This window comes from Nevskia sp., from assembly GCF_051860985.1.
Taxonomy (GTDB): Bacteria; Pseudomonadota; Gammaproteobacteria; order Nevskiales; family Nevskiaceae; genus Nevskia.
In genome coordinates this window covers 137,539-163,103 of sequence record NZ_JBIMKV010000010.1, presented here as the reverse complement: position 1 = coordinate 163,103, position 25,565 = coordinate 137,539, and the positions used below count along the sequence as shown (strand labels likewise).

Sequence of the window (25,565 nt, the reverse complement as noted above, 5' to 3'; positions counted from 1 at the left end):
CGCGCGCTCTCTCGGCCGCACGCGCCGCCGCCTGCTCGCGTTCGATCCGCTCGAGCTCCACCGAGCCGCTGATGGCGCCGGCGCCTACTCCCTGCGTCTGGCCGGTCGTGCGCGTGCCGGCGTTGCCGCGCGTCGGGCGCTGCGGCAGCAAGGGGTCGATCAGCGCCACCAGGTCGCGGGCCGAGGCGACACGCTGGGCCGGGTTCTTGGCCATCATCGCGTCGAGCAGGTCCTGGTACTGCGTGTACGGCTCCGGGAACTGCGGAATCGGCTCGGTGACGTGCTTGAAGATGATCGAGATCTGGTCCTCGCCGTCGTACGGCGGAACCTTCATCAGCATTTCGTAGAACAGCGCGCCGAGGCTGTACAGGTCGGCCCGGCCGTCGAGATCCTTCTTGCCGCGCGCCTGCTCCGGGCTCATGTACAGCGCCGAGCCGATGGCAACGCCGGTTGCCGTCAGGTTGCGGTTGCCATCCATCGCCTTGGCGATGCCGAAATCGGTCAGCAGCGGTCGGCCCTGTTCGTCGAACAGGATGTTCTCGGGCTTGACGTCACGGTGGACCAGCGGCGGCTGCCGGCTGTGCGCATGGCCGAGCGCGTCCGCCATGTCGCGCAGGATCGACAGGGCTTCCTGGTCGCCGAGCCCGTCGTCGATGCGATTGCGCAGGCTGCCGTGGGTCAGCAGCCGCATCGAGTAGTAGTGGGTGCCGTTCTCCAGGCCGAAGTCGAACACCGGCACGATGCCGCCGTGGTTCAGCGACGCCGCCTTGCGGACTTCGCTCTCAAAGCGCTGGATGAACTGCGGGTTGCGGGCCAGTTCCGGCGGCAACACCTTCAACGCCACGCGCCGGCCGAGCCGGCTGTCTTCGGCTTCGTAGACATCGGCCATGCCGCCGGAGCCGAGGTGGCGAATGATCAGGTACTTGCCGAGGACGGTGCCTTCCGGAAGCGTGCTCATGGCGGCAGCACCATGCAGACCGCCGTGACGTTGTCGGCGGCGTCGGTGCCGCTGAGCGTCTGGCGGACCAGTTCCTCGGCCATGGCCGTTGCGTTGCTGGCGCTGCGCATGCAGTCGGCGATGCGCTGGTGGCTGAGGAAACCGGACAGGCCATCGCTGCACAGCAGCAGGCGATCGCCGCCGCGCAGCGCGAGATCCAGTGAATCCACCTGCAACGTGGCGACATCCTGCACCCCGATCGCGCGGGTCAGCGCGTTGCGGTTCGGATGCGTCTCCGCCTCTTCGGCCGTCAGCGCGCCGGCTTCCAGCAGTTCCGCGACGAACGAGTGATCACGGGTGATCTGCCGAAGCTCGCCGTCGCGCCACAGATAGGCGCGGCTGTCGCCGACCCAGTCGATGCGCGCCTGCTGACCGTGCACGGTGATGGCAACGGCCGTCGATCCCATCCGCTCGCCGGCGGACGCCGCCCGCAGCTCGCAGAGGCGTTGGTGGGCATCGAGCAATCCTTCGGCCGCCGTGCGCTGGTCGCGCATCGCATCGGTCACCGCGTCGATCACCAGCGCGCTGGCGATCTCGCCCTTCGAAAGCCCCCCCATGCCGTCGGCCACCACCGCCACGGCCTGTTCCGGGAAGGTGGCGAAGGCGTCCTCGTTGTGATCGCGCACCAGGCCGGGATGGGTGACCCCGCCGATCTCCAGCCGAGATTCCTTTCCACGCCACCAGCGACCGAACCAGTTGGACATGCGGGCGTCAGCGGCTCCGGCCACGACCCGCCGGCCGCGCGAGCGCGTGGCGCGCGGCAATCGTCAGCATCGGCAGAAGCAGCATGCGCGAAGCGGGCAAGGCGTGTATCCGGTTTGACGGTGGTAGCGCAGGCGAACGCGCTGTGCGCGAAGTCGCAGTACAGCGGTTTCATTATCGGCGAAACTCATGCCAACCGCATGCTTCGCCGACCGGTCCTGGGCAAGAATTGATGCGCCAACCGAGCGGTGGTTCTCAAGCCTCGGCGGCGACCCGGCAATTCTTCCACGGCACCAGCACTCTTGACGGACCAGACATGGGCATTCGGCCTTCGCGACGCACCTCCACGATGTTCTCGCGCACCGCGCTGGCCCTGGTCCTGCTGTTCGCAGCCATCGCCGGCGCCGACAATCCGGATAACAGCAAGCACGTCGGTGTCGCGACCTGCGCGGGCAGCACCTGTCATGGCTCGTCTCGGCCGATCAGCAACTCGCCGGTGCGCCAGGACGAGTACTTCATCTGGCAGCAGAAGGACGGCCACCAGAACGCCTTCAAGCTGCTGCTGAAGCCGGCCGCCCGGCGGATCGCCGACAACCTCGGCATCAAGGACGCCAGCAAGGCGGCCGAGTGCCTGACCTGCCATTCCGACTACGTTCCCGAAGCACAGCGCGGACCGCATTTCTCGCTGTCCGAAGGCGTCGGCTGCGAGGCCTGCCACGGCGGCGCGAAGAACTGGCTCGGGCCACATGTCTCGGGCAACAGCCATGCCCAGAACATCGCCCAGGGGTTGATTCCGCTGGAAGACCCGACCGTGCGCGCCAAGCTGTGCCTGGACTGCCATCTCGGCTCGGCCAGCAAGCCGATCAACCACCGCATGATGGGCGCCGGCCACCCGCCGCTGGAGTTCGAGCTGGCCTTCAACACGCTGATCCAGCCGGCACACTTCAAGGTCGATGCCGACTACCGCAAGCGCAAGAACTTCGCCGCCAGCGGCACCGTGTGGGCCACGGGTCAGCTGGTGTCCGGCCAGTTCCTGCTCGACGGCCTGAGCAGCGAGCGGATGACCGCCAACGGCCTGACCCCGGAGCTGGTGTTCTTCGAATGCTCCTCGTGCCATCACGCGATGCGGCCGCCGCGCTGGAACGCTGGACTGGGTGGCCACCAGGACCCCGGCCAGCTTCGTATCGCCGACGCCAGCCTGGTGCTGTCGTCGCTGATCCTGCGCACGCTCGACCTGCCCTCGTCGCGCGCCTGGGATGCCGCGCTGAAGCAGTTGCACGAAGGCTCGCGGCAGTCGGTGCCGGCAATCCGGAGCGCTGCCGCCGACCTCCGCAAACTGACCGACACCGCGCTCGGCGAACTGCGCGGCAAACCCCTTGGCAAAGCCGAACTGCTGAAGCTGATCAACGCCCTCGCCATCGCTGGCGGCGGCAAGCTCGCCGGCGATTTCACGATGGCCAAGCAGGTCTACTACGGACTCGACGCCTTGAGCAGCCATCTGCAGACCGAAACGCAGCTTCCGGAGACGGTCTTCGCGAAGCCGGTCCGCGAGGTCTTTGACGCCGTCGACGACAGCCAGCGTCCGTACGATCCCGAGCGCCTGCGGAAAGCGCTCGAATCCATCAAGGCCACCGCCGCCGAACAATCCGCCAGCAGCTGAGACGGAGCCGCAACCGGACACAAAAAAGCCGCAGTCCCGTTTGGGATTGCGGCTTTCTTGTGTCTCTTCAGCCTGTTTCAGACTTCGGAAAATGTGCGGGTGGTCGCCCCTCACTCGAACAGAGCGCTAAACATCAACTAGATCAGTGGTTTTTGATCGGCCGATTCTTTCGCTACCCCCAAAAATACCCCCAGAACTGACCAGATACCGGGGCGCTGCGACGTTGACCGGCCTTTGGCTCGGTGCCGCTCGGTCCGGGTCGCGCGTTGAAACTGCGGGCGCGTCGGCGTGGCCGCTGGGCTTCGCATCAACGATGCGCCACCCGGCATCGGCAACCGGCTTCAGCAGTCGCGAAGCCGGCCGCATCGGCCCGGATACCCCCCCCGTTTCAATTTCGCGGCGCTGCGCACAAAGGTTGGACATCGATTTCCGGCTCGGACTGCCCAGACTTTTGACCGCCCCCGGCCCAGTCGGCCAGGTCGGCAACGTCGGCGGCGGTGCTTCGGCCGGACGATTCGCGGTTGCAGCGGCCTTCGACACTCGCAAGCCTTCCGCGCCAAACGGCAACACCCTATGGTGACTCTTAGAAGGTGCCCAGAAGCTGGGCAAGCCGCCGCGCTGCTTTTCCCCTGACTTGACCAATGTCTGGTCAAGGTCGGGGGTCTGCGCAGGTTTCGTTGCCCAGCGGCTGGTCAAGCTGCGGATTGCTTGCACAGTTGCTGGTCAACGGCGTCCGCCGTCCTTTCGGGCGCAAGTGCTGGTCACGCTGCAGCCACGGGTTGTTGCCGATCTTCCAGAACCCCAGCGGCACAGGGTTGGCAGCAACATTCAGCTTGCCCCTGCATTCATCGATCCCCAGCCAGGTGACCGCGTACAGGTTGCAGCGATTGCCTAGCGACCCTTGATAGGTACGGACGATCCAGCCGCGTCGCTCCAGCTCCGCACGCGCCTTTTCAACGGTCGTCCGCGACCGCCAGCCGTGCGCCTTCATCCGCTTCCAGTCGCAGGCCAGATCGCCGTTGTTCGCCATGCGTATCTGCCCCAGCAAGTCGAACAGCAGCGCTTTGGCAATTGGCGTCAGCGCTTTGTAGTTCGCGTGCTGTGCGCAGGCGTGCGGCCATTGCGTGAACGTCCCTTCGGACCGACGCCCCTTCAGCTTTCGGCGCTTGGCTTGGGGGTTCACGGCCGCGACTCCTAGCGGCCCTTTCTACTGGCTTCGATCCGCGCCGCCACCCACGCATCGATGTCGGCCGATGGCCAGGCCACCGCGCGCGGGCCTAGCTGGATCGGCTTGGGGAAGTCGCCCCGCTTGATGCCGGCATAGATGGAAGTCCGCGCCAGCCCGGTGCGCTGGATCACCAGCGGAAGCCTCAGAAGGTCTTGTGACATGTGTTGCGCTCCGTCGTGAATGACGGTGCAACGGTGCCGCGTCGTGTTTCCCGTGCCGATGCTTCCGGGAAACGATGTTGGGAAACGCGAATCGGGAAGCGCTAGCCGTCTCGCTCAGCCGGCCGCCGCGATGTCGCCGACGTTGCCCAGCTTGTTGGCCAAGGTCTTGGTCTGGCCGCTCAGGCGGGGGCCATCGCAGCCCGTCAGCTTGTGGGCGCGCGCAACGCGCCGCGCAGCGTCGGAACGGGTCATGCCCTGCCCCGCCATCAAGGCTTCCGCCTCGGCAATCAGCGCGCGCCAATCTCTTAGCCGGCGCGTCGCATGTGAAGCCCTGCCGTAGTTCGAACGCTTCCGCCGCAGAACGCGATCCGATTCGCGACGCAGCGGCTCGGGCTCGGGCTTTTTCCACGGCCACCAATGCCGCAACAGGCAGTCAGCAGGAAGCGCGATCAGCTCGCCGCGCACCCAATCGTCAAAATCATCGCGATGCAGCCAGACTTGCGCAGGCCGCAACGTGGGCTGGCCGGTGCTGGCCGGCATCGGCGGAAGGTCGGTGTCTTCCCAGGCAGGCCGGCGCTTTGCGGCTCGCGCGGAATGCCAACCCGGCCGCTCGGCATCGGGTGGCGGCAGCGCATCGGTTGGCATGGCCACAGCGATGGCGCGATGGTGCGGCAATCGACCGCCGCGCAGCCCCTCATCCAACCGCAGGCGGTTGGCTGTGGCTTTGGCACTTCGGGCTGCAGCCGTCTGCGGATGTTCTACGGTCGCCCACAGCGACAACAATTCTTCCCGCGTCAGCCAAGCGGGAAGGCGTTGCAGCTCGGCCAGCACCGCAACAGGCTGGCTGCGCGCCTTGTCCGTGTCGTCCGGGCTGCGGCTGCGGATCACAGACGCGCCGGGCAGATCAATCTGAAGCGTCCGCGCCCAAGCCAGAAACGACTCGCGGGCAACGGGGATACAAAAGTTGTGGCGCGGAAACCCGCTTTCGATTTCGCGCGCTTCGTAGTCTTCACCCAAAAACCAGAGGAGGACCGAAACGGTCGGATTGAATGGCGGGCGGGCGTCCTTCCAGCGTGCCGCAATACACGGGTGAAGATCGGCCAATGTTTTGGGCGGCCTCGCCGGCTCCAACTCGCCCGCTTCCAGCGCCTCACAGGTCGCGATCAGCAGCGCCTTTCGATCCGATACCGCCTGCGCGTCCGGATACGCCAACGCGGCCAGTTCGCTGGGGGTCAGTGCCGCCGGCAGCTTGCCGCGCATCGCCGCAGCCTTAAGGGCCGCCCATTCGTCCGGCGTCAGCTCGGGCGGCAGATCATCCCTGACCAGCGCCGACACGGGATCAGGCTTCCGCCGCTGCGCGCGCTTGGTTCAGCGCGAACAGTCGCCGCAGCACTTCGTCATCGGCCAGCGGCCATTCCCAGCCGTAGGCGGCTGCGACGGCCTCATCCAAGGCGCGATGCAGGTTGTCCAGCCAGGCGGGCCGCGTGTTGTACAGGTTGGTCAAGGTGCGCTGCTTCAGGTCCGCTTCATGGCCGGGCTTGGCGATGATGCGATCCGGATAGCCCGGCACGACCTCCGGCACGCGGTCCGTCCACTCGGGCGGGTTCAGCCAGCGGTCACGGGCTTCGACCAGCTTGCGCGCCGCCTCGGCAATGCGAATGGCGCGCGGATCGTCGGCGTAGTCCTTGGCGGGGATGTTTGGGGTCAGGCCCTGCGGGAACGGGAAGGTATTGAAGCAAGTTGTCGCGGTGTAACGGGGGTCATTCCCGACCCCCATGTAGGTACACATCCGAAGCGACCAAATCTCATGCGGTCGCGCGTGAAGTACGCCAAAAGCGACATCGTCATCGCGCGTGATAACCGACAGATTCTTGTCCGCGACCACTCCGGTTGGAAGCCATGCGAAGACGCGGTGCTTGGAAACTTCAGGCGTGACGATGAAACGCGGCAACCCGGCTAAGGCACGACGCATGACCGGGCGTGACCACTGGAACAGCCACCAACACTCATTCGTCCGCGCTTCTCGCTTGCCCACGCGCGTTGGCTGGACGTGCGTCTGGATATGGGCGAAAGGCGCTTCGTACATCGCCGCATCAACTTCTGTCGCGTCGGTACCGAAGTCAACAATCCAGTAGTCGCGATTCCGTCGCGTCACGTCCAAGCCGTTAAACCAAGGCCGCACAACATCGCTATTCGGGCGTCCATTCGGATTGGGCAACTTAAGCCAGATTCGAGCAAGTTCACCGGGTATCTCGAATGGACCCGTTTTCTGGATGCCCGAGAAACACACGCCTTCATTCGCCTTCAATGCAACAGCGCGCGTCAGATCGACGACAGACGCGGAACCGGCCGCCGTCAGGTCGGCAAAGATGGTTCCTGCCTCGACACCATTCAGCCGGGCCGGTCCGTCTTTGCGTCCGAAGCAAACTAACGAGACCCGTACGGCCGCGCCCTCATTGACCCATTCTTCATCGCTCCAGGCATCGAAGATTCGGCTTGCGTCGCAGATGTGCTTCAGGACTTCGCGATTCTTGCCGCCACGAATGCTGTTGGTCGTGACCAGTCCTGCGCACCTAAGCGTTCCGTTGCGTATGCGGTCATTCGCTTTCTCGAACCAGTAGCAGACTAGATCGGCACCACCGGGCACTCGGCCTTCGTAAGCCTTCCGTAGGCGCGTGACGGTATCGGCTCCCAGTTCGCCGGCCATCTTCTTGTCGCCCACAAACGGCGGATTGCCGACGATGACATCCGCCGAAGGCCACGCGGCCTCGCTGCCGTCCGGGTTCAGCAGCGCGTCACGGTTTTCGATTTGCTGCAACGGCTTCAGGATCGGCTGCTTCGACACGCCATAGCCGTTGCCGATCATCCATTGAATCTCGCCGATCCAGATGGTGACGCGCGCCAGTTCGGCGGCGTAGCGGTTCAGCTCGATTCCCTTGACGGCCTGCGGGCCTATGGCCGGGAACTGCAAGCTCAGGCCCATGCGCTCGGCTTCGATCAGCACGCGCTTTTCGGTGTCCTTCAACGCGCGCAGCGACAGATACAGGAAGTTGCCGCTGCCGCAGGCGGGGTCCAGTACCGTGAAGTTGCGCAGCCGCTCCAGGAAGGCGTTGTAACGGTCCTGCGCGGCCTTCAGCGCCTTGGTCTTGGCGGCTTTCTGTGTGGCGGTGTCCGCTACCGATGACGTGTGCAGCCCCGCCTTTTCGATCAGCTTCAGCAGCTCGGCTTTCTCGGTTTCCCATTCGGCCAGCCACGGCTCGACAACCACGGGCCGCACGATCTTCATGATGGTGGCCGGGTCGGTGTAGTGCGCGCCCAACTGCGCGCGCTTTCCGGGGTCCAAGCCGCGCTCGAACAGGGTGCCGAAGATGCTGGGCTCGATCTCGCTCCAGTCCAGCAAACAGGCTTCCAGCAACAGCTTCAGTTCGTCGTTCAGCAGCGGCAGCGTGCTGTCGTCCTCGAACAGCCCGCCGTTGAACCATTCAATGTTCTCGAATGCGACATCGCCGCCCCGGTGCATGGCCGCGAACAGCTCACGGCTGCGGGCGGTGAACAGTTCGGGCTTGCCCTGCGAACTTTGAACCAGCTTGGTGAACAGGTGCGACGGCAGTAGACCGATGTCTTCGGCAAACATGCAGAACAGCAGCCGGTTCAGGAAGTGCGCCACGGCACCGGCTTCGTGATTGCGACCGCGCAGCGCCACGGCCAGCCGGGTGAACTTGTCAGCGGCTTCCTGCGTGACGGCGGCGCGCGTCGTGCCGGGGCGCAGCCGTTCAGGGTCTTTGAATACCGCTTCCAGAATGCGCAGCGTGTCCTGGCTTTCCAGATCGGCCACGGTGAATCGGTGTTCCCGCTTCACGGTGTTCGTGAAGTTGGTATGCACGATGATCGTTTGCAGGTCCGACACGACCAACAGCGGCGGATTCTGCAGGGCATCCGCGTACATTTTCAGTTGTTCATAAGCCTTGGTCAGGCTCTTGTGCGTGCCCTTGGCTTCCCAGCCGAAAAAGCCCTTTTTCCAGACATCGGCGTAGCCGTCGCCGCCGCTGGTCTTGCTCGCGCCGTATTCGTAGGTGAACCAGCGGTGCTCGGGGTCTGCCTCGCGCGGGGTCTGGTGTCCGACCAGCCGGCACAGGTCTTCAAAAAACGGCTGTGCGTCGCGGCGTTCGTCGCCGCCGCCTTTCCATTTCGCTATGAACTCGCTCGGGGTCATCGGCCGTCAGGTCTTGGTGCATTGCCCGGAATGCCCGTGCATTCCATTGCTTGCGCTCAAGCATAGCGGCGTTACGCGGAATCGCCCGGTTCAAGGTGCGTCTTGATACGGGTGGCGCTGTGGATAACTGAGACCCAAGGCCCGTTCCGCAGAGGCAGTCGAAGATGCCTGCAACCACGTTGTCCCATTGCGCAGCCGATCCAGATCGCCCGCCATCGGGCCGCCTCATCGAATTGGACGATCCGACGCAAGCCTAGGCGCAGTTTCTACCCGCTACCTAAGACTCGTTTCAGCTCCGATTCAAGCTCCGCCCTTACCACGTCAGCGTCCGCCTCAGGATGAAGTCTGAGGTAGTAGTTGACGGCAGCCGATTCATCGAAGTCGTCGGTCATCCGTGATCCCACAAGGTAAAGGTCCAGCACGCTGTACTTCGAACGGGGGATCGCTCATCGCAGCTTGGCCAGTTCGGCAGCCAATTCGGCGCGCACGTCCGCTTCGACCGCTTCAGGGTGCAGCGCCAAGTAATCCGCCACGGCGTCGTCTTCCGTGTATTCGTCGTTATAGAAACGGCTTCCTGCCGACAGCAGCCCGATAATCGAGTAGCTGCGCCGGTCTTTGGTGATCCGCTCGTTCGACATCAGGCGGCCTTGCCGAAGTTGCCCGCGATCACTTTGCGATCTTCGCGCAGCGCGTCAAGGTAATCCGCCCATGCCTGCATCATCCGCTTGCGTTCGGCCAGGAATTGGGCGCGGTCATAGGCTCCCCCCAATGGGCCGCTGGCCGCATGTGCCAGTTGGCGTTCGATTGCATCGGTACGCCACCCCAGCTCGGCAAGCAAGGTGCGCGCACTGGCGCGGAAGCCGTGGCCTGTGACGGTGCCAACCGGGAAGCCCAAGCGGCGCAGCGCGGCGTTCACGGTGTTTTCGGACATCGGCCGGTGCTTGGTACGCGCGCCAGGGAAGACAAAACCGGCAGGCCCGGTCAGCGGCAACAGGTCGCGCAGCACTTCAACGGCCTGCGACGCCAGCGGGACCAGATGGTGATTGCGCTTCTTGCTGGCGATGTAGCGCCATTCGGCTGCGTCCAGGTCGAAGTCTTCCCAGCGGGCCGTCCGCAACTCGCCAGGGCGCACGAACAGCATCGGTGCCAGCCGGAGCGCCGCGCGTGTGATCGGATCGCCCTGATAGCCGTGCATCGCGCGCAGCAACTCCCCCAGCGGCTTGGGGTCCAGGATCGCCGGGAAGTGTTTGACCTCGGGGGATTTCAACGTGCCGCGCAGCGCGATGGTCGGGTCAACCGTGGCGCGGTCGTCCTTCATCGCAAACCGGAACACTTGACCGATCTCACTGCGCGCGCGGTGGGCCGTCTCGATTGCGCCTCGGTCCTGTATGCGCTTCAGCACCGCCGTTAGTTCCGCGCGGGTGATGTCGGCAATCGGCCGGCTGCCGATGTACGGAAGCACGTCGGCTTCCATCCGTGCCGTGATCTTCTCCATGTAGGTCGGAACGATGGTTTTCTGTGCCAGCCATTCGCGGGCGATGGCCTCGAAGCTGTTGGTTTCCAGGGCGCGCTTGGCCGTCTTGTCCTGCACCTTGGCAGCGGATGGGTCGATACCTTGCGCAACCAACTCGCGGGCTTCGCGGTGCGCCTTCAGCGCTTTCGCCAGTGGCACGTCCGGATATACCCCCAGCGCCAGCAGCTTTTCGATACCCCCAACGCGGTACTTGTAGCGCCACAGCTTCGATCCGCTGGGCTGCACCAACAGGTAAAGGCCGCCGCCTACGGTGATCTTGCGCGGCTTGTCGCCGGGCTTCGCATTGCGCGCCGCTGCGTCCGTGAATGCCATCGGTACCCCCAGCCCATGCCGAATACCCCCAGAGATACCCCCGCCAAACACGGGCTGTCAACGGATTCGACGGGACCCAAGCGGACGGAAAAGGCACAAAAAAAGCCGCAAACCCTTGATTGGGTGCGGCTTTCTCGGACTTCCTTGGACCGTTTCGGACCTCGGAAAATGTGCGGGTGGTGGGTCGCCCCGGACTCGAACCGGGAACCTACTGATTAAGAGTCAGCTGCTCTACCAATTGAGCTAGCGACCCGCAACTTGCCGAAAATGGGGTGGACGATGGGACTCGAACCCACGACCTCTGGAATCACAATCCAGAGCTCTAACCAACTGAGCTACGCCCACCATTTGACGCTGCAATTTTAACTCAGCCCCCGCTGCACCGGTATCTTTTCGACAGTTTCAGCGCAACTTCGCGCCGGTCTGCGTTCTGATCCCATGCCTGCGGGGGGCGCAGTATACCCATCCTGAAGCCTGATGCCAGCATTTTTTTCAGTTCAGGGCTGCCGATAGAATTTTCGCGGATCGAACCGGCTTTCCGGGAATGAGTCGACGATCGATTCCGTTCCGAGCCGGATCTCGGAACGGTTGCTGGCACGCAGGTCGGTCAGCAATACGCGTCCCGCCTGCCAGCGTCCGTCGCGCTTCGACACCGAAGCCGGATCGACCTCCAGCGTCTTCCACGGCACGCCGCCGAACAGGTCGGCATGGGTCGGCAGGCACCAGAGATCGTCGATCACCAGTTCGACCCTGTCGTAGAGGATGTCCGGCGCCGACGGCGGCTGGTAGCGCCAGCGCTCGCCGCTGCGACCGCCGCGGCTGTCGGCACCGAGATAGCGGACCTGCCCGCCGGTCAGGCCGCTGAACAGGAACTTCAGGTCGAATGCCGACAGGCCGCTGCCGAACAGCGACTGGGCAACCGTAGCGCCAACGACCTTGCGCACCTGGCCGACGCTCGGCAGGTACAGCCAGAAGGTTTCTTTGCCGCCATCGCGGATGAACAGGTAGGCAGCGCCGTTCAGGTCCTCGGGAGTGGACAGCTTCAGCATCGCGCGCTGGCGGCTGTCGCTGCGCTGCCAGTACCAGCGGCCGCTGAGGCGCTTGACCGCCCCGCCGGCGTCGGTCTGGGTGATCACGATGTCCTGCGAGACTGCCGCCGACGGTAGGTTGGCGCGCAGGCAGGCACGCAGCGCGGCCTCATCGCGGGCGGCGGACGCCGGCACGGCCGCCAGCACCAGGGCTGCCAGCCAGGCCCGCGCCAGCGAGCCCGGCCGGGTCACGAGATCAGCAGGCTCAGCGCCGCCTGCACGTCAGGTGCCTTCTTGGCGAGATGCTCCATCAGGAACACCTGCATTTCGCCGACGATGAAGCCGAGCGAGGCGCCGACCGCGATCAGGATCCACTCGTCCTGCTCGAATGCCGGATGCAGCAGGCCTTCGAACTCCTCCACCGACAACTCGGTCATCTTGGTCGCCAGCGTGTTCTCGATCGCCATCGCATCGCCGGCATAGGCTTCGATGTGCTTCAGCGTGTCCGGCAGCCGCTTCATGATTTCCTCGGCCACCAGGCGCTTCATTTCCTGGTACTTGGTCGAGCCGACCGCGAAGACCACGAACGGCTTGGCGATGCCGGACTGCTCGTCGACGACCTTCTGCACCTGCTTCTGGACCATGTTGAACAGACGGTCCGACAGCGGCCCCTTCAGCACGGCATCGATGATGTTGCGCGGCGTGACGATTTCCTTGGCGATCAGCCGCCCGTATTCGGCCGACACTTCGGCACGACGCTTCAGGAACAGACCCTGCCATTCGACGAGGCCCATGAAGTACTTGGTCGGATGCTTGGGGTTGAACACCATCTTCAGCGCCAGCCAGTCGGTGAACCAGCCGGTGAACAGACCGAACAGCGGCATCACCAGCGGGTTCTGGGTCACCGCCCAGGTCACGGCCTGCACCACGCCGATGAGGAAGCCGAAGTAGATGCCCGAGTTGCGGATGAACTTGAACTCGCCGCTGCCGGCTTCGAGGAAGATCCGGTTCAGCAGCGGCTTGTCGCGCAGCAGGTTGGACACCACCATGTCCTTCAGGTCGAACACCGAATCGATGTTCTGCTTGATGTCGATCATGATGGCCCGGACGATGTTCGGCGCCTCGTTCTGGATGCGGCCGATGATCAGCCGCTTGACCGCCTCCGGCGCGGCTTCCCACAGGCCCGGCGAGTAGACCGCCGCCACTTCGCGGGTGATGTCCTCGACGGCCGCCAGCAGCGGCTTCTCGATTTCCCGGGCGATGCGGTCCGGATCGAGCTTGTTGAAGATGTCCTCCGGCTTGATCAGCCGCGAGGTCATGGTGTCGCAGGCAATCGACGCCATGGTCGCCGCCTTGCGCGGCACGATGCCTTGCCAGCCGAAGATCGGCTTGATGCCGATGAACTCGATCGGCTGGAACATCATCTTGATCGCGACGATCTTGGTCACGTAGCCGATCAGCGCCGCGACGAACGGCATCGACAGGTACAGCCACCAGTTCAGTTGTACATCGGCAACGATCTGTGCCCAGCTTTGCATTGCGTTCTCTCCCCGCGCGTATTTGTTGTGATCCGCTTGGCCGCAGCCGCCACTCAGTCTTCGGTGATCCGGCAGGCTTCCCAGAGATTGCGGCCCAGCTCGGAAATCTTCAGCACCCGTCGTTTGATCTGGCTGCGCTGGCCGGCTGCCTTCATCTGGTTGATCAGCTTGCGCAGCACGTCATCGGTTTCCAGGATTTCGTACTTGGTGGTCAGCGCGTAGTCCTCGGGCCCGGTTTCCACCAGCCCGGCGGCCATCAGGCGCTGCAGGTAGCCGCGCGTCATCTCGGGCAGCTGCACGCCGGCCGCGCGGCCGACCGAGCAGGTGTTCTCCAGCACCACGTGGGTCTGGATGCCGAGCTTGGACAGCGCTACCAGATTCACCAGCGGATAAGTGCCGCCGTCCGACACCGCCGACAGGATCCGCGCCTCGTCCGGCAGCAGCGCCCGGATCAGGCTGGAGTAGTAGGCCAGCTCGGCCTGCTCCTTGGTCTGCTCGCTGGAAATCGCCAGCAGCTCGCGCAGCATCTCGGCCGGCTCGCGCAGATCACGCGTCGGCGCATGCGTGGTCTGGGCCTCCATCGAGAACGCCACCACCTGCAAGGTCTGCTCATGGCTGCCGCTGTCCAGGCGATCCAGCCGCGCCTTGAGCTCGCCGAGCACGCGTTTCTCGACGCGGTCGAGCTGTTCCTGGACGATCGCTCCGCCCGGCAGCTTCGCCAGCAGGCGGTTGGCCAGCGGGCCGGCGCCCGGCGCGTCATCGCCGGCGGCGGCCTCCAGCGCTCGTTGCCACAACGAGGGATTCTTCTTGCTCTTGCTCATGGTGCGGGCGCTCCGGCCGGGGCTTGGCGGCGTTGCGGTTGAGAGGGATCGGCGGCCTTCGAGAGCCGCAGCGTATCGACCTCCAGGCGCAGATCCGAATGCTGGATGATGACCGGAATCGGCTGTGTCGGTGACGTCACATCCAACCCGAATCGGGCCAGGATCGGTGTGGTGACTTCGCGTTGGGCCTTGATCCGCGTGTGCAGCACGGTGTCGACCGGCGCCTTGATCGTCTGGTTCAGCTTCAGGCCGATCGGGCCGCGAAACTTCACCCGCAGCTGGGTATCGATCGGCACCACGAACTTCACCGGCTGTTCGAACTGCAGCGGCACGCGGCCGGCGAAGGCGACGTTCCGCAGGCGCTTGACGTTCTGGTAGACGAAGTCGGTGCGGCCCTGGATATCGGCGAAGGTATCGACCGGAATCACGCCGCTGTACTCGATGGTGAAGCGCAGCGGCACCACGGTGTCGAGATTGATGTCGGCGGTGTAATCGCCTTCGATCGGCAGATCCAGCGTCTGCTTGAACGGCACGATGGCGTCGATGAAGCCGTCGAGCTTGATCGTCACGTCGTTCGTGGCCCGGGCCTGGGCAACGAACTTCGGCGGCAGCGTGATCAGGCCGGGCTGATCGGTCAGCGTCAGCCCGACCACCAGCCACGAATACACCCAGAAGCCGAGTAGGCCGGCTCCCGCCAGCAGGCCACCGGCGGCGAGCCCGCCGGCCAGCCCGATCAGCAGGCGTTTCACGGCGCCGCCGGGGCCGGGGCCGGCGCGGCGGCGGGACGCGGATTGCCGGCGGCACCGAGCACCACGGTGCGCAGCGGCAGCAGCAGGTCGGATTCGACGATCACGATGTCGGCTGGATCAGGAATCCTGATCGAGGCCTCCAGCGCCGACTTCACCGGCACCGACATCTGGCTCTTGATCGGGATGGTGGTGGAAATGTCGGCCTTCAGCGGCACGGTCAGCGCCTGCCGCAGCTTGGCCTGCACCGGCGCCCTGAACTTGAGCCGCACCAGCTGGTCGACCGGAATGTTGAGGTTCACCGGCACGATCGCCTTGACCGGAATGCGGCCGCGCAGCGGCAGATCGTGCTTGTCGCCGAGGATTTCGGCCTTGATCACGGTGTCGATGTCGAGCACCTGGTCGATGGCGATCTTGTCCTTCACCGGCACGTTGATCTTGATCGGCACGTCGCCGTCGAAGTCGGCCATCACGTTCAGCGTCTCGGCGATCGGGATGGTGATCACCTGATCGATCGGCACCGTCGTGGTGATGCTGGTGTCGAGTTCGATCTCCAGATTGTTCAGCACGTTCGCCGACACCCGCAGCGGCTCGGGAATGATCACCTTGGCCGGCTGGTCGGTCAGCAGCAGCCGGGCGTCGACGTTGCGGAACACCCAGACGCCGACCAGCACGCCGGCGGCGACGCCGATGATGGCGATGACGCCGATGGCAGCAAGGATGGTTTTCATGAGGATCGCGGATCAGAACTTGTAGGCGATGCTGGCGGCGACGAAGTCGCGGTCGGCCAGCGTGTTGCGGCGTCCACCACCGAAAAAGAAGGTGCCGACCAGATTGAGGTCGACATCGCCGTAGCTGAAGCGCAGGTCGGCCACGCCCAGCTTGCGGCCGCGCAGGAAATTCTCGGCCAGGCCCGGCGACACGCCGCCGACGTCGTGGGTGAAGACCAGGAACGGAGTGACGTCGAGGCCGGGCACGACGACGTCGGCGTAGTGCAGCAGCGCGCCGGCGCGATAGCCCCACGAGAACGGCGTGACATAGCCGCCGGTGTTGCGGATCGGATTGATGCGCAGCGCGTTGCCGGTGTCGGCCACGCCGGGGCCGGCATGGGTGTCGGTGCCGGGCGCCTCGAACTGCAGCCGCGCCCGCGGCGGCAGGTTCGGAATCCAGATCTCCGTCACTTCCAGCAGCAGCGCGGTGTCCATGGTGCCGAGAAAGCCGGTATTGCCGAAGATCCGCGTCAGGCCGATCGAGGCCTGCTGCACCTGCAGCCGTTCGTAGCCGCGGATGTAGGCCCCCGGCGCCACTTCGCCGGGCACGCCGCCCCGGTACTCGGTGACGAAATCGGGAATGCCGGTGCGCGAACCCGGCACCGTGGTGCCGAGCACACCCGGTGCGCCGGCCAGCGCCTGCAGCGCTCCGATCGCGCCCTGCAGGTTGCCGGTGGTGGCCGCCAGCACCGACAGCGCATTGGTCGGGTCCTGCAGCGCCAGCACCAGGCCCTGCACGGTGTTGTCGGTGGTGAACAGCGGAATGTCGTTGCGCGGCAATGCCGGTTGCAGCGCAGCCAGCAGCACGTCTTCCAGATCGACCTGTACCGGCTGGTTCGGTCGGAACGAGAACTCGCCGCGCACGGCGACGCCCGCGATCAGGGTCGAGAAGCTGGCGCCGAACAGGTGGATGTCTTCCGGGTATTCGAGGAAGTATTGCGCGGTGTCGAGCGGCACCGCTTCGCGCTGGTGGGTACCAGGCACGCCGCAGGCGGCAATGAAGCTGGTCAGGTCGATCGCGTCGATGCCGGCCGGATTGCCTTCGCGCCGGGCGCAGCTGGCATCCGAGGCGGTGGCGCTGGCGGTCGGAATCCGCGAGTGGTAGCGCGAGTAGTAGAGGCCCAGTTCCGAGCCACCGAGCCAGTCGTCCGGATGCCAGTACAGCGCCAGTCCGTACTGGCCGCCGTTGTCAGGGTTGCGGTTGGCGCCCCGGCGCAGCGTGAGGCTGGTTTCGCTGACCAGCGCCAGCACGTCGTTGCCGGGAGTGCCGATTTGCAGCGGGTCGTAGGGTGCCTTGGCGAACGGCGCGATGATGCCCTCGTTGGCCGTCAGGTGGTTCGAGGCGTTGAAGAACGACAGGTAGGAGCCGCGCGGCGGAATGCCGACCGGCCGCCATTCGAACTGGTAGAAGGCCTCGAAGCTCAGGCGCTCGTCGATCGGCCCCTTCGCGATCACCATGCCGGCCGGCCGGTAGACCTCGTCCAGCGTGCCGCCCGGCCGGCTCAGGTTGTTGACGTCCGGCGGATTGTTGAAATTCAGGCTGCCCTGGGTCGCGAAACTGGCCTCGCCCCAGACCAGCCGCTGGCGGCCGATGGAGATGTCGATCGGCCGGTCGTTGATGTCGAAGGTGTCTTGCACGTAGGCATCGAGCAGCTGCGCGCCGTAGCCGATCTGGTGGATGGTGTCGATGTCGCGCTTGTTGCGCACCACCTGGCCCGGCGGCGTGCCGGGCGTGACGATCTGGTTCGGGTGGTATTCCTTCAGCGTGGTGTTGACGTAGTCGTAGAACAGCAGCACGCCGGCCTCGAACTTCAGGTTGTCGCGGCTGACCTTGAGCCGCGACGTCCACTTGACCGGTGAGGAAATGAAATCGCCCCGGTCGTAGTTCAGGTTGCCTTCGTCGTACACAGAGTTGCGCGCGCCGGGCGCATTCAGCCAGCGGGTGTTCGGACCCGTCTGGTCCGGGCTGACGCTGAGGCATTCATCGGCGGCGCAGAGATTCGGATCGAGGTTCGACTTGCCGACCAGGTTCGGGTCGCGCGCCTCGATGCGCAGCGCGGCGCCAACCGACACCCGGTTGCTCCAGTCGAAGCTCAGTTCGTCTAGCCAGCCATCCGCCGCGACCACCTGCGGCAGCAGGCCCAGCACCAGCACCAGCCGCCTCATGCCCGCCCCTCGCCGCTGCCATCGCCGCGCCGCCGGCGCGGCTTCCAGAACTGGATGCGCGGCAGATCGATGATTTCGGTGCGGTCCATGATCGTTTCGGTCTGGCCCTTCAGGGTCGCGACATGATCCATCAGCGATTCCATGTACACGACGATGCGGAAGATCGACAGGATCACCTCCAGCGCCACCCGTACCACCACCACGCCGGAAATGAACAGCACCGGCATGATCAGCAGCAGCCAGATCAGGCCCAGCACCAGCGAGTAGCCGAACACCAGCGCCGCCAGGTAGACGTTGATCGCCGCGACGCCGGCCACGCACAGCATGTAGATCGCTGGCGCCAGGCGGGTGGTGACGATGGAGCGCATCTGCACATCGGCCAGGCCGACCAGCACCTCGCCCAGCTCGGCCCGGGTGGCGGCCCACGGCGGCAGGTCGGAACCGGTCGACGACCCTGACGACGAGCCAGTGGCGGACACACTCGGCCGATCCGGTTTCATTCCTCCGCGTCTCCCCTCGCACTGTTGACTGTTCGACGGCTCGGGCCGTCTTGGATTTTTGTTCCGGACCGCGATCTGCCGTCACGTATCCGCCGCCGCATCCCTCGGTCGCATGTCGCCATCGGGATGCTGACGAAGCTGTCACAGCCTACACACGACTGTGACAGCCGACAATGGCATCGTCAGCGCCGCAGGAACGGTCTGCCCGCCGCCGGGCGGCGTGGCACCCCCAGCCTCCGGTCGCCGGCGACAGCACCGTGGCGACCGCCGTGCCGGCTGCCACGCGCCGGACGCGTCCTATCATTCGCTCCCCTTCGCCACGACGATCCCCGAACCCCGATGTCCGCCTCCCCGACCGGCTATCCGGCCAATCCGGCCCTGCGCATCCACAGCCATTACCGCCACTTCGAACGCGAGCGGGTGCGCTGGTCCGACACCGACCAGATCGGCCACGTCAACAACCTCGCCTTCGCCGCCTACTGCGAAACCGGCCGCTCGATGTTCATGAACCAGGTGACGATGCAGAACCGCGCGCTGGGCCGGCTGTTCGTGGTCAGCCAGCTGGTCGTCAACTTCATCGAGGAACTGCACTGGCCGGCCGAAGTGATGGTCGGCACCGGCGTGATGCAGATCGGCCGCACCTCGTACCGCGTCGGCCAGGGCCTGTTCGCCAACGACCGCTGCTTCGGAACCGCCGAATCGCTGCTGGTGCAGATCGACGCCGAGAGCCGCCGACCGACGCCGATCAGCGACGAGCTGCGCGCCTGGCTGGAGACCTACCGGATCGCCTGAGGCGGTGTGCGCCACTGCCCTCGGGGGCGCCCCGGGGCCGCCGCCTATAATCCGCGCATGACTCCCGACGACTTCGTCGCCGCGCTGCGCAGCGCGGCGCCCTATGTGCACACCCACAGCGGCCGGACCTTCGTGGTCGCCTTCGGCGGCGAGGCCGCGCTGCGCCCGGATTTCGAGCGCTTCATCCACGACCTGGCCCTGCTGCACAGCCTCGGCGTGCGCCTGGTGCTGGTACACGGCGTGCGCCCGCAGATCGAAGCGCAGCTCAGCGCGCGGCAGCTGGCGCCGCAGTTCTCCGGCGACCTGAGGGTTACCGATGCGCCGACCATGGAATGCGTCAAGGCAGCGGTCGGCATCCTGCGCATGGACATCGAGGCGCGGCTGTCGACCGGGCTGGCCTCGACGCCGATGGGCGGCGCCCGGCTGAAGGTGGCCGGCGGCAACTGGGTCACCGCGCGGCCGGTCGGCGTGCGCAGCGGCATCGATCACCTGCTGACCGGCGAGGTCCGCCGGATCGACACCGCCAGCATCGAGAACGCGCTCGACAAAGGCCGCATCGCGCTGCTGAGCCCGGTCGGCTATTCACCAACCGGCGAGATCTTCAACCTGCGCGCCGGTGACGTCGCGCAGGCCGTGGCGATCGAGCTCAAGGCCGACAAGCTGGTGTTCCTGCTCAATGCCGATCCGGACCGCTGGCAGCTCGCCGACGACACCGGCGACGCCGGTCAGCTGCCGCTCGGCGAAGCCGAAAAGCTGCTGGCCCGGCCGGCCATCCAGGCCTCGCTGTCGGCCGAGGACCGGGCGCTGCTGCAGTCGGCGCTGGCGGCCGGACGCGGCGGTGTCGAACGCGTCCATCTGATCGGCGCGGAGCCGACCGGCGCGCTGCTGCGCGAGCTGTACACCCGCGACGGCTGCGGGCTGATGTTCTACAGCGATGAGAACTACGAGGCGGTCCGCGAAGCGACGATCGAGGACATCGGCGGCATCCTGGCGCTGATCCAGCCGCTGGAAGCGGCCGGCGTGCTGGTGCCGCGTTCGCGCGAGCAGCTGGAGATCGAGATCAGCTTGTTCGACGTGATGGTCCGCGACGGCACGGTGATCGCCTGCAGCGCGCTGATCCCGTTCGCCAGAGAGGCAATGGCCGAATTCTCCTGCGTGGCGGTGCACCCGGACTACCGCCGCGAAGGCCGCGCCGAGGCACTGCTGAAGCGGGCCGAGGCCTCGGCCCGTCAGCTTGGCATCCGGCGGTTGTTCGCGCTGACCACCCGCACGCCGCACTGGTTCATCGAGCACGGCTTCGTCAGCGGCACGCCGGACGACCTGCCCGTGCAGAAGGCGCGCATGTACAACTGGCAGCGCAAGTCGATGGTGCTGGTCAAGACGCTGTAGCGTCGCCGCCGTTCAGCCGGGGCTGCAGGCCGGTACCAGGTATTGCGTCGCGGCCGCGCCGCTGCCGACCCAGCCCGCCACCGCCGCCTGCGGCGAGACATCGCCGAGCGCGGCCACCGGCGCCGCCCACACCGCGTTCTGCGACGACTGCGTGTGCAGCTGCGGCGATGCGCAGACGCCGAACACGCCCTGGCCGCTGGTGACGCCGACGCGGCTCAGGATGCCGCCCATCGCCGGCAGGTAGGTGTCGCGCAACCAAGCCTGCAGCACCGGATCGCTGAGGTCGGCATCGGCCGGCAGCAGGCCGACATTGGTGATGCCGACCAGATCAATCGCGTTCTGCAGCACGAAGAACGGCGTCGCCAGCGTCGGCGCGGCATGCTCGAACAGATAGCACAGCGACGGCGCGCTCGGGTTGGCGGCGATGCAGTCGGCATCCGGCTGGCCGTTCCAGTAGCTCAGGCCGATGACGCCGAGATCACGCACCGATTCGCGCGGCGGCGTACCCGGCCTCGGCGGCGCGACATCCGGGTACACGCCGGCGTCGATCAGCGTCAGCACGGTGGCGCCCGGCAGCGCGCTGCGCACCCGGTTGGCGTTGATGAAGGCGCCGACCGCGCCGGCCGAGGTGCCGGCCAGCAGCACGGTGTCGCCGGCCTTGCCGATGCCGTAGCGGCTGTTCAGCGTGGCGATCACCGCCTGCACGATCTTCGCGCCTCGGAACTGGAAGTTCGTGCTGCCGCCGGTCGGGCCGGCATCGCCGCTGTAGAAATCGGAACTGCAGTACGGCACCCGCACCCGGTTCCAGCTGCGGAAGGTCGGATTGCTGTCGGTGCTCGACAGCAAACCTTCCGGCACGATGCTGGCCGGGTAGCCGGACGACGAGGTCAGGTCCGACGAGCGGCCACGGCATTCGGCATCGCTCAGGCAGTAGCCGCCGCCCTGCAGCCCGATCACCGTGCGGCTGGCCGGCGCGCTCGCCGAACTGCCGACGCCGGCCTGGATGTAGAACACCGCCGGCGTGCCGTCGTTGCAGCGCGCGTCCGGATACAGGCGGGTGTCCAGCGTCACCTTGCTGAACGCGGCCGGAATACCGCCCGGGTCCGGCGCGCCGCCTCCGCCACCGCCGCCGCAGGCGCTGAGAAACATCGCCAGCAACGCGGCGACCGGCCAGGCGGCACCGCGCAGGACATCGTTCAGGGCAAGCGGACGGCAGTGCGACATGAGCATCTCCAGCACCGGGAGCGGGCGTTTGAAGCCGCAGGGCTTGCGGCGGCGGCGATGGTAGCGCCCCATCGCCGGCACCGCGCACGACACTCCGGCGGTGCTAAGGTTCCCGCCGCTTCCCGACTGCCGCCGCCACCGATGCACAACGACGACTGGATCCGCCGCTCCCTCGCCCACGTCTGGCATCCCTGCACGCAGATGCGCGATCACGAGCCCGGCGGCGCGCTGCCGCTGGTGCCGATCGCCACCGCCGACGGCATCTGGCTGACCGACTTCGACGGCAAGCGCTACATCGACGCAGTCAGCTCCTGGTGGACCAACATCTTCGGCCACCGGCATCCGGTGATCGTCGAGCGCCTGAAGGCGCAGATCGACCGGCTCGATCACGTGCTGCTCGGCGGCTTCACCCACCAGCCGGTCGTCGAGCTGTCCGAGCGCCTCGTCAAACTCGCGCCGAAAGGCCTCAGCCGCTGCTTCTACGCCGACAACGGCAGCAGCGCCGTCGAAGTCGCGCTGAAGATGAGCGCCCACTACTGGCGCAACAGCGGCCAGCCGGGCAAGACCAAGTTCATCGCGCTGTCGAACGGCTACCACGGCGAAACCCTGGGCGCGCTCGGCGTGTCCGGCGACGGCATGTATCGCGATGCCTACCGGCCGCTACTGATGCAGCCGATCGTCGTGCCGTCGCCCGACTGCTTTGACCGCACGCCCGGCGAAGCCTGGGAGGACTACACCCGGCGGCGCTTCCGGCTGATGGAGGAGACGCTGGAAAAGCACGCGCACGAAGTGGCGGCGGTGATCGTCGAACCGCTGGTGCAGTGCGCCGGCGGCATGCGCATGTACCACCCGATCTACCTCAAGCTGCTGCGGGACGCCTGCACCCGCCACGGCGTGCACTACATCGCCGACGAGATCGCCGTCGGCTTCGGCCGCACCGGCCGGATGTTCGCCAACGACTGGAGCGGCACCACGCCGGATTTCCTGTGTCTGTCGAAGGGCCTCACCAGCGGCACCCTGCCACTGGCCGTGACGATGACCACCGACACCGTCTACAACGCCTTCTACGACGACTACGCCAGCCAGCGCGCCTTCCTCCACTCGCACAGCTACACCGGCAACCCGATCGCCTGCGCCGCCGCGCTCGGCACGCTCGACATCCTTGAAAGCGACGACTGGCAGGCCCGCAACCGCGCCACCGCCGCCGGCATGTGGGGCCTGATGAGCGAGGTGGCCAACCATCGCAACGTCATCGACCTGCGCCAGCAGGGCATGATCCTGGCCGTCGAACTGGCAAAGAACCCGCGCAAGCGCGAGCCCTACCCGGCGGCCGAACGACGCGGCCTGCGCGTCTACCGCCACGCGCTCGCCAACGGCGCGCTGCTGCGCCCGCTCGGCAATGTCGTCTACCTGATGCCGCCCTACGTGATCAACGACGACGAACTGGTGCAGCTGTGCCGGGTGGCGATCGATGGCATCCATGCCGCCACCATCGATTGATCAGCCGCGCTGCTGATCAGGAATCCCGGGCCTCGGCTTCACGCCGACGGCGCCTCGCCGCCGGCCGGTTCGGCGATCGGCAAGGCAATCTCGACGCAAAGCCCCTTGCCGCCCTCGCCCGGTCCGGCGCGCACTTCGCCGTGGTGCAGGTCGACGATTTCGCGAACGATGGCAAGGCCGAGGCCGGCGCCGTCATGGTGGCTGTCGTCGGCGCGGGCGAAGCGGGTGAACAGCCGGGGCGCCAGCTCGGGATCGACGCCGGGGCCATCGTCGCGAACGGTAAGCAGCGCCCGTTCGCCGTCGATGGTCACGGCCATCTCGATCAGGCCGTGGCCGGGGTGGTAGCGGACGGCGTTGTCGATCAGGTTCGACAGCGCTTCCTGCAGCAGCAGCGCATGGCCGGTGATCAGGGCCGGCGTCGACGGCAGATCAAGCGTCACATCGATGCCGCGATTGATGGCCAGCGGCACGTACTCGGCGCCGGCGGCGCGCACCGTTTCGCCGAGATCGAGGGTCCGCAGCGGCAGCGGCGGCCGGCTGCCGGGCTCCAGCCGCGCCAGTGACAGCAGCTGCTGGGTGAGCCGGCGGGAGCGTTCGATCGACCGCCGCAGCTGCGCCATGCTGCGCTGGCGTTCGGCGTCGTCGACGGCGCGTTCGATGCCGTCCAGGTGCAGTTCGGTGGCCGCCATCGGGCCACGCAGCTGGTGGGCGGCATTGGCGATGAACTGCTGCTGGGCCTTGAGCAGCAGGCCGTTGCGCTTGACCAGGCTGGCGAAGGCGACGGTCAGGCCGCGCAGTTCCTTCGGCAGCTGACCGGTTTCGATCGCGAACGGACGGCCTTCCGGGTGATGGCAGAGGCGCTGGGTCAGTTCGTCGATGCCGCGCAGGCTGGCGCGCACGGCGCGGCCGGTCAGCAGGAAGGCAATCAGGATCAGTAGCGCCGCCGGCAGCGAGACCGCGTAGAGAATCTCGTCCGCCAGTTCGTAGCGAACCGCCAGATCCTGCGCGACCCGCACCTCCAGCGCGCCGTGACGCTCATTGGCCGGCACGGCCAGATGCATCACCCGCAGCACCTGCGCGCCGCGCGCCAGATCGGCGACCCGGGCGTCGTCGGCGTAGCGCTGCCCCTGCGCATCGGCGGCCCGCAGCGCCTCGTCGCCGGCGATGCGGCGGCCCGCCGAGGTGATCAGGTAGACCTCGCTGTCGCCGGTCTTCCAGGTCCGCAGCTGCTTGTCGATCTCGCCGGTGTGGACCGTTTCCGGGCCGTCTTCGCCGACTTCCAGCGATACCGTGTGGGCCAGGTCGTACAGCCAGCTGTCGTAGATGCGATCGGCGTAACGCAAGGTCAGCCGATAGGCCAGGATGCTGCTGATGACCAGCAGCAGCGCCACCGGCGCCAGCAGGCGCAGCAGCAGGGCGCGCTTGAGGCTCATGACGGCGTGACGGGCGTTTCTTCGCCGGCCGGGCCGGCGACCTCGCGCAGCAGGTAGCCGAAGCCACGCACGGTGCGGATCTCCACCGCGCCGCATTCGATCTTGCGGCGCAGCCGGTGCACGTGGACATCGAGCGCCGCGCTGCTCAGGTCATCGTCCCAGGCGCACAGCGCATCGCGCATCACCGACTTGCTGACCACCCGTCCCTCGGCCAGCACCAGCGCTTCGAGAACGCCGTACTCGCGCGGCGTCAGGCTCAGCGGCTGCGCGCCGAGCCGGGCCAGACGCTGATCGAGATCGAGCTGCAGGCTGCCGATCCGGGCCTGTCCTTTCAGCGCCCGGCTGCCGCGCCGGGCCAGCGCCCGGATGCGCGCATCGAGTTCGTCGATCGCGAACGGCTTGGTCAGGTAATCGTCGGCGCCGGCGTCGAGCCCGGCGACCCGGCTTTCGACGGCGTCGCGGGCGGTCAGCACCAGCACCGGCAGCGCCGGATGCCGCTTGCGCAGCTGGCTCAGCACCTGCAGGCCGTCGATGTCCGGCAGGCCAAGGTCGAGCAGCAGCAGGTCGTGCACCGGCTCGCGCAGCGCCTCGGGCACCTCGCCGCCACGGCCGAGCACGTCAACGGCATGGCCGCGCTGGCGCAGCGCCCGCGTCAGCCCATCGACGATCAAAGGATCATCCTCGACCAGCAGTATCCGCATCGCAGTTCCGGGCTCGTCGGCGGTGCAGAAGCACCGCTGGTCATGGGGCGGGTCATCGAAAGGCTTTCGTAAGGAGGCCTTCGGCAGAATCCGGCGAAATCGCAACAAGTTTCGCCAAATCAGCAACTTCCGGGACCCAGCCTACTATGA

At 66.5% G+C, this 25,565-nt stretch carries 22 protein-coding genes and 2 tRNA genes; 4 read left to right on the top strand and 20 right to left on the bottom strand.

The genetic code is table 11. The features are described from left to right. Together ACTIGJ_RS11945 and ACTIGJ_RS11940 are read right to left on the bottom strand one after the other, a co-directional pair. A partial coding sequence (locus ACTIGJ_RS11945; protein ID WP_439640543.1) for a serine/threonine-protein kinase occupies positions 1 to 958 on the bottom strand: 958 nt, incomplete at its 3' end. Then, positions 955 to 1,701: a PP2C family protein-serine/threonine phosphatase gene (locus tag ACTIGJ_RS11940; RefSeq protein ID WP_439640542.1), complete on the bottom strand. Its 747-nt coding sequence runs from the start codon at positions 1,699 to 1,701 to the stop codon at positions 955 to 957. The genes ACTIGJ_RS11940 and ACTIGJ_RS11945, both read right to left, overlap by 4 nt. A gap of 347 nt (positions 1,702 to 2,048) precedes the next feature. Here ACTIGJ_RS11940 and ACTIGJ_RS11935 point away from each other — a divergent pair, with 347 nt between their 5' ends. Then, positions 2,049 to 3,359 (top strand): multiheme c-type cytochrome, encoded by a 1,311-nt coding sequence (locus ACTIGJ_RS11935; RefSeq protein WP_439640541.1) that lies wholly within the window; start codon positions 2,049 to 2,051, stop codon positions 3,357 to 3,359. A 649-nt stretch (positions 3,360 to 4,008) separates the two neighbouring features. Here ACTIGJ_RS11935 and ACTIGJ_RS11930 read toward each other — a convergent pair. From ACTIGJ_RS11930 to ACTIGJ_RS11860, 15 genes are all read right to left on the bottom strand, one after another. Further along, the gene (locus ACTIGJ_RS11930) at positions 4,009 to 4,542 is read right to left on the bottom strand and encodes a hypothetical protein (protein WP_439640540.1); all 534 of its coding nucleotides are present in this window, start codon (positions 4,540 to 4,542) and stop codon (positions 4,009 to 4,011) included. Between the two features lie 11 nt (positions 4,543 to 4,553). Beyond that, on the bottom strand, positions 4,554 to 4,748 hold the full coding sequence (locus tag ACTIGJ_RS11925) for a helix-turn-helix transcriptional regulator (RefSeq protein ID WP_439640539.1): 195 nt from the start codon (positions 4,746 to 4,748) through the stop codon (positions 4,554 to 4,556). Positions 4,749 to 4,862: 114 nt separating this feature from the next. Further along, complete coding sequence (locus tag ACTIGJ_RS11920; RefSeq protein WP_439640538.1) at positions 4,863 to 6,083, bottom strand: hypothetical protein; 1,221 nt, start codon at positions 6,081 to 6,083, stop codon at positions 4,863 to 4,865. A gap of 4 nt (positions 6,084 to 6,087) precedes the next feature. Next, on the bottom strand, positions 6,088 to 8,961 hold the full coding sequence (locus ACTIGJ_RS11915; protein WP_439640537.1) for a class I SAM-dependent DNA methyltransferase: 2,874 nt from the start codon (positions 8,959 to 8,961) through the stop codon (positions 6,088 to 6,090). Positions 8,962 to 9,407: 446 nt separating this feature from the next. Beyond that, positions 9,408 to 9,599: a hypothetical protein gene (locus tag ACTIGJ_RS11910; protein WP_439640536.1), complete on the bottom strand. Its 192-nt coding sequence runs from the start codon at positions 9,597 to 9,599 to the stop codon at positions 9,408 to 9,410. Further along, a complete protein-coding gene (locus ACTIGJ_RS11905; protein ID WP_439640535.1) occupies positions 9,599 to 10,807 on the bottom strand; it encodes a tyrosine-type recombinase/integrase in 1,209 nt (402 codons plus the stop codon). Before ACTIGJ_RS11905 ends, ACTIGJ_RS11910 begins: the two co-directional genes overlap by 1 nt. Positions 10,808 to 10,984: 177 nt before the next feature. Continuing rightward, a tRNA-Lys gene (locus tag ACTIGJ_RS11900) sits at positions 10,985 to 11,060 on the bottom strand. 15 nt (positions 11,061 to 11,075) lie between these two features. Further along, positions 11,076 to 11,152 (bottom strand) — tRNA-His (locus tag ACTIGJ_RS11895). Between the two features lie 152 nt (positions 11,153 to 11,304). Then, complete coding sequence (locus ACTIGJ_RS11890; RefSeq protein WP_439640534.1) at positions 11,305 to 12,087, bottom strand: outer membrane lipoprotein-sorting protein; 783 nt, start codon at positions 12,085 to 12,087, stop codon at positions 11,305 to 11,307. Further along, positions 12,084 to 13,373, bottom strand: a complete 1,290-nt coding sequence (locus ACTIGJ_RS11885) for a DUF445 domain-containing protein (RefSeq protein ID WP_439640533.1) — start codon at positions 13,371 to 13,373, stop codon at positions 12,084 to 12,086. Before ACTIGJ_RS11885 ends, ACTIGJ_RS11890 begins: the two co-directional genes overlap by 4 nt. A 53-nt stretch (positions 13,374 to 13,426) precedes the next feature. After that, positions 13,427 to 14,194, bottom strand: coding sequence for an Abi-alpha family protein (locus ACTIGJ_RS11880; RefSeq protein WP_439640532.1), 768 nt, complete (start codon positions 14,192 to 14,194; stop codon positions 13,427 to 13,429). Then, entirely contained in the window at positions 14,191 to 14,943 is a 753-nt protein-coding gene (locus tag ACTIGJ_RS11875) for a hypothetical protein (RefSeq protein ID WP_439640531.1), read from the bottom strand. The genes ACTIGJ_RS11880 and ACTIGJ_RS11875 overlap by 4 nt, the downstream gene beginning before the upstream one ends. Beyond that, positions 14,940 to 15,671: a hypothetical protein gene (locus ACTIGJ_RS11870; protein ID WP_439640530.1), complete on the bottom strand. Its 732-nt coding sequence runs from the start codon at positions 15,669 to 15,671 to the stop codon at positions 14,940 to 14,942. The genes ACTIGJ_RS11875 and ACTIGJ_RS11870 overlap by 4 nt, the downstream gene beginning before the upstream one ends. Before the next feature lie 12 nt (positions 15,672 to 15,683). After that, positions 15,684 to 17,876: a DUF1302 domain-containing protein gene (locus ACTIGJ_RS11865; RefSeq protein ID WP_439640529.1), complete on the bottom strand. Its 2,193-nt coding sequence runs from the start codon at positions 17,874 to 17,876 to the stop codon at positions 15,684 to 15,686. Continuing rightward, positions 17,873 to 18,355 carry a DUF4282 domain-containing protein gene (locus tag ACTIGJ_RS11860; RefSeq protein ID WP_439640528.1) on the bottom strand — a complete coding sequence of 161 codons (483 nt, stop codon included), beginning with the start codon at positions 18,353 to 18,355 and terminating at the stop codon, positions 17,873 to 17,875. The genes ACTIGJ_RS11865 and ACTIGJ_RS11860 overlap by 4 nt, the downstream gene beginning before the upstream one ends. A 360-nt stretch (positions 18,356 to 18,715) precedes the next feature. Here ACTIGJ_RS11860 and ACTIGJ_RS11855 point away from each other — a divergent pair, with 360 nt between their 5' ends. Beyond that, entirely contained in the window at positions 18,716 to 19,168 is a 453-nt protein-coding gene (locus ACTIGJ_RS11855) for an acyl-CoA thioesterase (protein WP_439640527.1), read from the top strand. Between the two features lie 57 nt (positions 19,169 to 19,225). After that, a complete protein-coding gene (argA, locus tag ACTIGJ_RS11850; RefSeq protein ID WP_439640526.1) occupies positions 19,226 to 20,557 on the top strand; it encodes an amino-acid N-acetyltransferase in 1,332 nt (443 codons plus the stop codon). Between the two features lie 12 nt (positions 20,558 to 20,569). Here argA and ACTIGJ_RS11845 read toward each other — a convergent pair whose 3' ends face one another. Continuing rightward, the gene (locus ACTIGJ_RS11845) at positions 20,570 to 21,781 is read right to left on the bottom strand and encodes a pectin acetylesterase-family hydrolase (protein ID WP_439640525.1); all 1,212 of its coding nucleotides are present in this window, start codon (positions 21,779 to 21,781) and stop codon (positions 20,570 to 20,572) included. A 141-nt stretch (positions 21,782 to 21,922) separates the two neighbouring features. Here ACTIGJ_RS11845 and ACTIGJ_RS11840 point away from each other — a divergent pair, with 141 nt between their 5' ends. Further along, complete coding sequence (locus tag ACTIGJ_RS11840; protein ID WP_439640524.1) at positions 21,923 to 23,281, top strand: adenosylmethionine--8-amino-7-oxononanoate transaminase; 1,359 nt, start codon at positions 21,923 to 21,925, stop codon at positions 23,279 to 23,281. Between the two features lie 38 nt (positions 23,282 to 23,319). On the opposite strand, the gene ACTIGJ_RS11835 is transcribed toward ACTIGJ_RS11840, so the two are convergent. After that, positions 23,320 to 24,714: an ATP-binding protein gene (locus ACTIGJ_RS11835; protein ID WP_439640523.1), complete on the bottom strand. Its 1,395-nt coding sequence runs from the start codon at positions 24,712 to 24,714 to the stop codon at positions 23,320 to 23,322. After that, positions 24,711 to 25,415, bottom strand: a complete 705-nt coding sequence (locus ACTIGJ_RS11830; protein WP_439640522.1) for a response regulator — start codon at positions 25,413 to 25,415, stop codon at positions 24,711 to 24,713. Before ACTIGJ_RS11830 ends, ACTIGJ_RS11835 begins: the two co-directional genes overlap by 4 nt. Between the last annotated feature and the right edge of the window lie 150 nt (positions 25,416 to 25,565).

Bases quoted from the DNA above. Each gene is read 5' to 3' on its own strand.
- ACTIGJ_RS11940 (WP_439640542.1), bottom strand. From the start codon at position 1,701: ATGTCCAACTGGTTCGGTCGCTGGTGGCGTGGAAAGGAATCTCGGCTG.
- ACTIGJ_RS11935 (WP_439640541.1), top strand. From the start codon at position 2,049: ATGTTCTCGCGCACCGCGCTGGCCCTGGTCCTGCTGTTCGCAGCCATC.
- ACTIGJ_RS11925 (WP_439640539.1), bottom strand. From the start codon at position 4,748: ATGTCACAAGACCTTCTGAGGCTTCCGCTGGTGATCCAGCGCACCGGG.
- ACTIGJ_RS11915 (WP_439640537.1), bottom strand. From the start codon at position 8,961: ATGACCCCGAGCGAGTTCATAGCGAAATGGAAAGGCGGCGGCGACGAA.
- ACTIGJ_RS11910 (WP_439640536.1), bottom strand. From the start codon at position 9,599: ATGTCGAACGAGCGGATCACCAAAGACCGGCGCAGCTACTCGATTATC.
- ACTIGJ_RS11905 (WP_439640535.1), bottom strand. From the start codon at position 10,807: ATGGCATTCACGGACGCAGCGGCGCGCAATGCGAAGCCCGGCGACAAG.
- ACTIGJ_RS11885 (WP_439640533.1), bottom strand. From the start codon at position 13,373: ATGCAAAGCTGGGCACAGATCGTTGCCGATGTACAACTGAACTGGTGG.
- ACTIGJ_RS11880 (WP_439640532.1), bottom strand. From the start codon at position 14,194: ATGAGCAAGAGCAAGAAGAATCCCTCGTTGTGGCAACGAGCGCTGGAG.
- ACTIGJ_RS11870 (WP_439640530.1), bottom strand. From the start codon at position 15,671: ATGAAAACCATCCTTGCTGCCATCGGCGTCATCGCCATCATCGGCGTC.
- ACTIGJ_RS11865 (WP_439640529.1), bottom strand. From the start codon at position 17,876: ATGAGGCGGCTGGTGCTGGTGCTGGGCCTGCTGCCGCAGGTGGTCGCG.
- ACTIGJ_RS11855 (WP_439640527.1), top strand. From the start codon at position 18,716: ATGTCCGCCTCCCCGACCGGCTATCCGGCCAATCCGGCCCTGCGCATC.
- argA (WP_439640526.1), top strand. From the start codon at position 19,226: ATGACTCCCGACGACTTCGTCGCCGCGCTGCGCAGCGCGGCGCCCTAT.
- ACTIGJ_RS11845 (WP_439640525.1), bottom strand. From the start codon at position 21,781: ATGTCGCACTGCCGTCCGCTTGCCCTGAACGATGTCCTGCGCGGTGCC.
- ACTIGJ_RS11840 (WP_439640524.1), top strand. From the start codon at position 21,923: ATGCACAACGACGACTGGATCCGCCGCTCCCTCGCCCACGTCTGGCAT.
- ACTIGJ_RS11835 (WP_439640523.1), bottom strand. From the start codon at position 24,714: ATGAGCCTCAAGCGCGCCCTGCTGCTGCGCCTGCTGGCGCCGGTGGCG.
- ACTIGJ_RS11830 (WP_439640522.1), bottom strand. From the start codon at position 25,415: ATGCGGATACTGCTGGTCGAGGATGATCCTTTGATCGTCGATGGGCTG.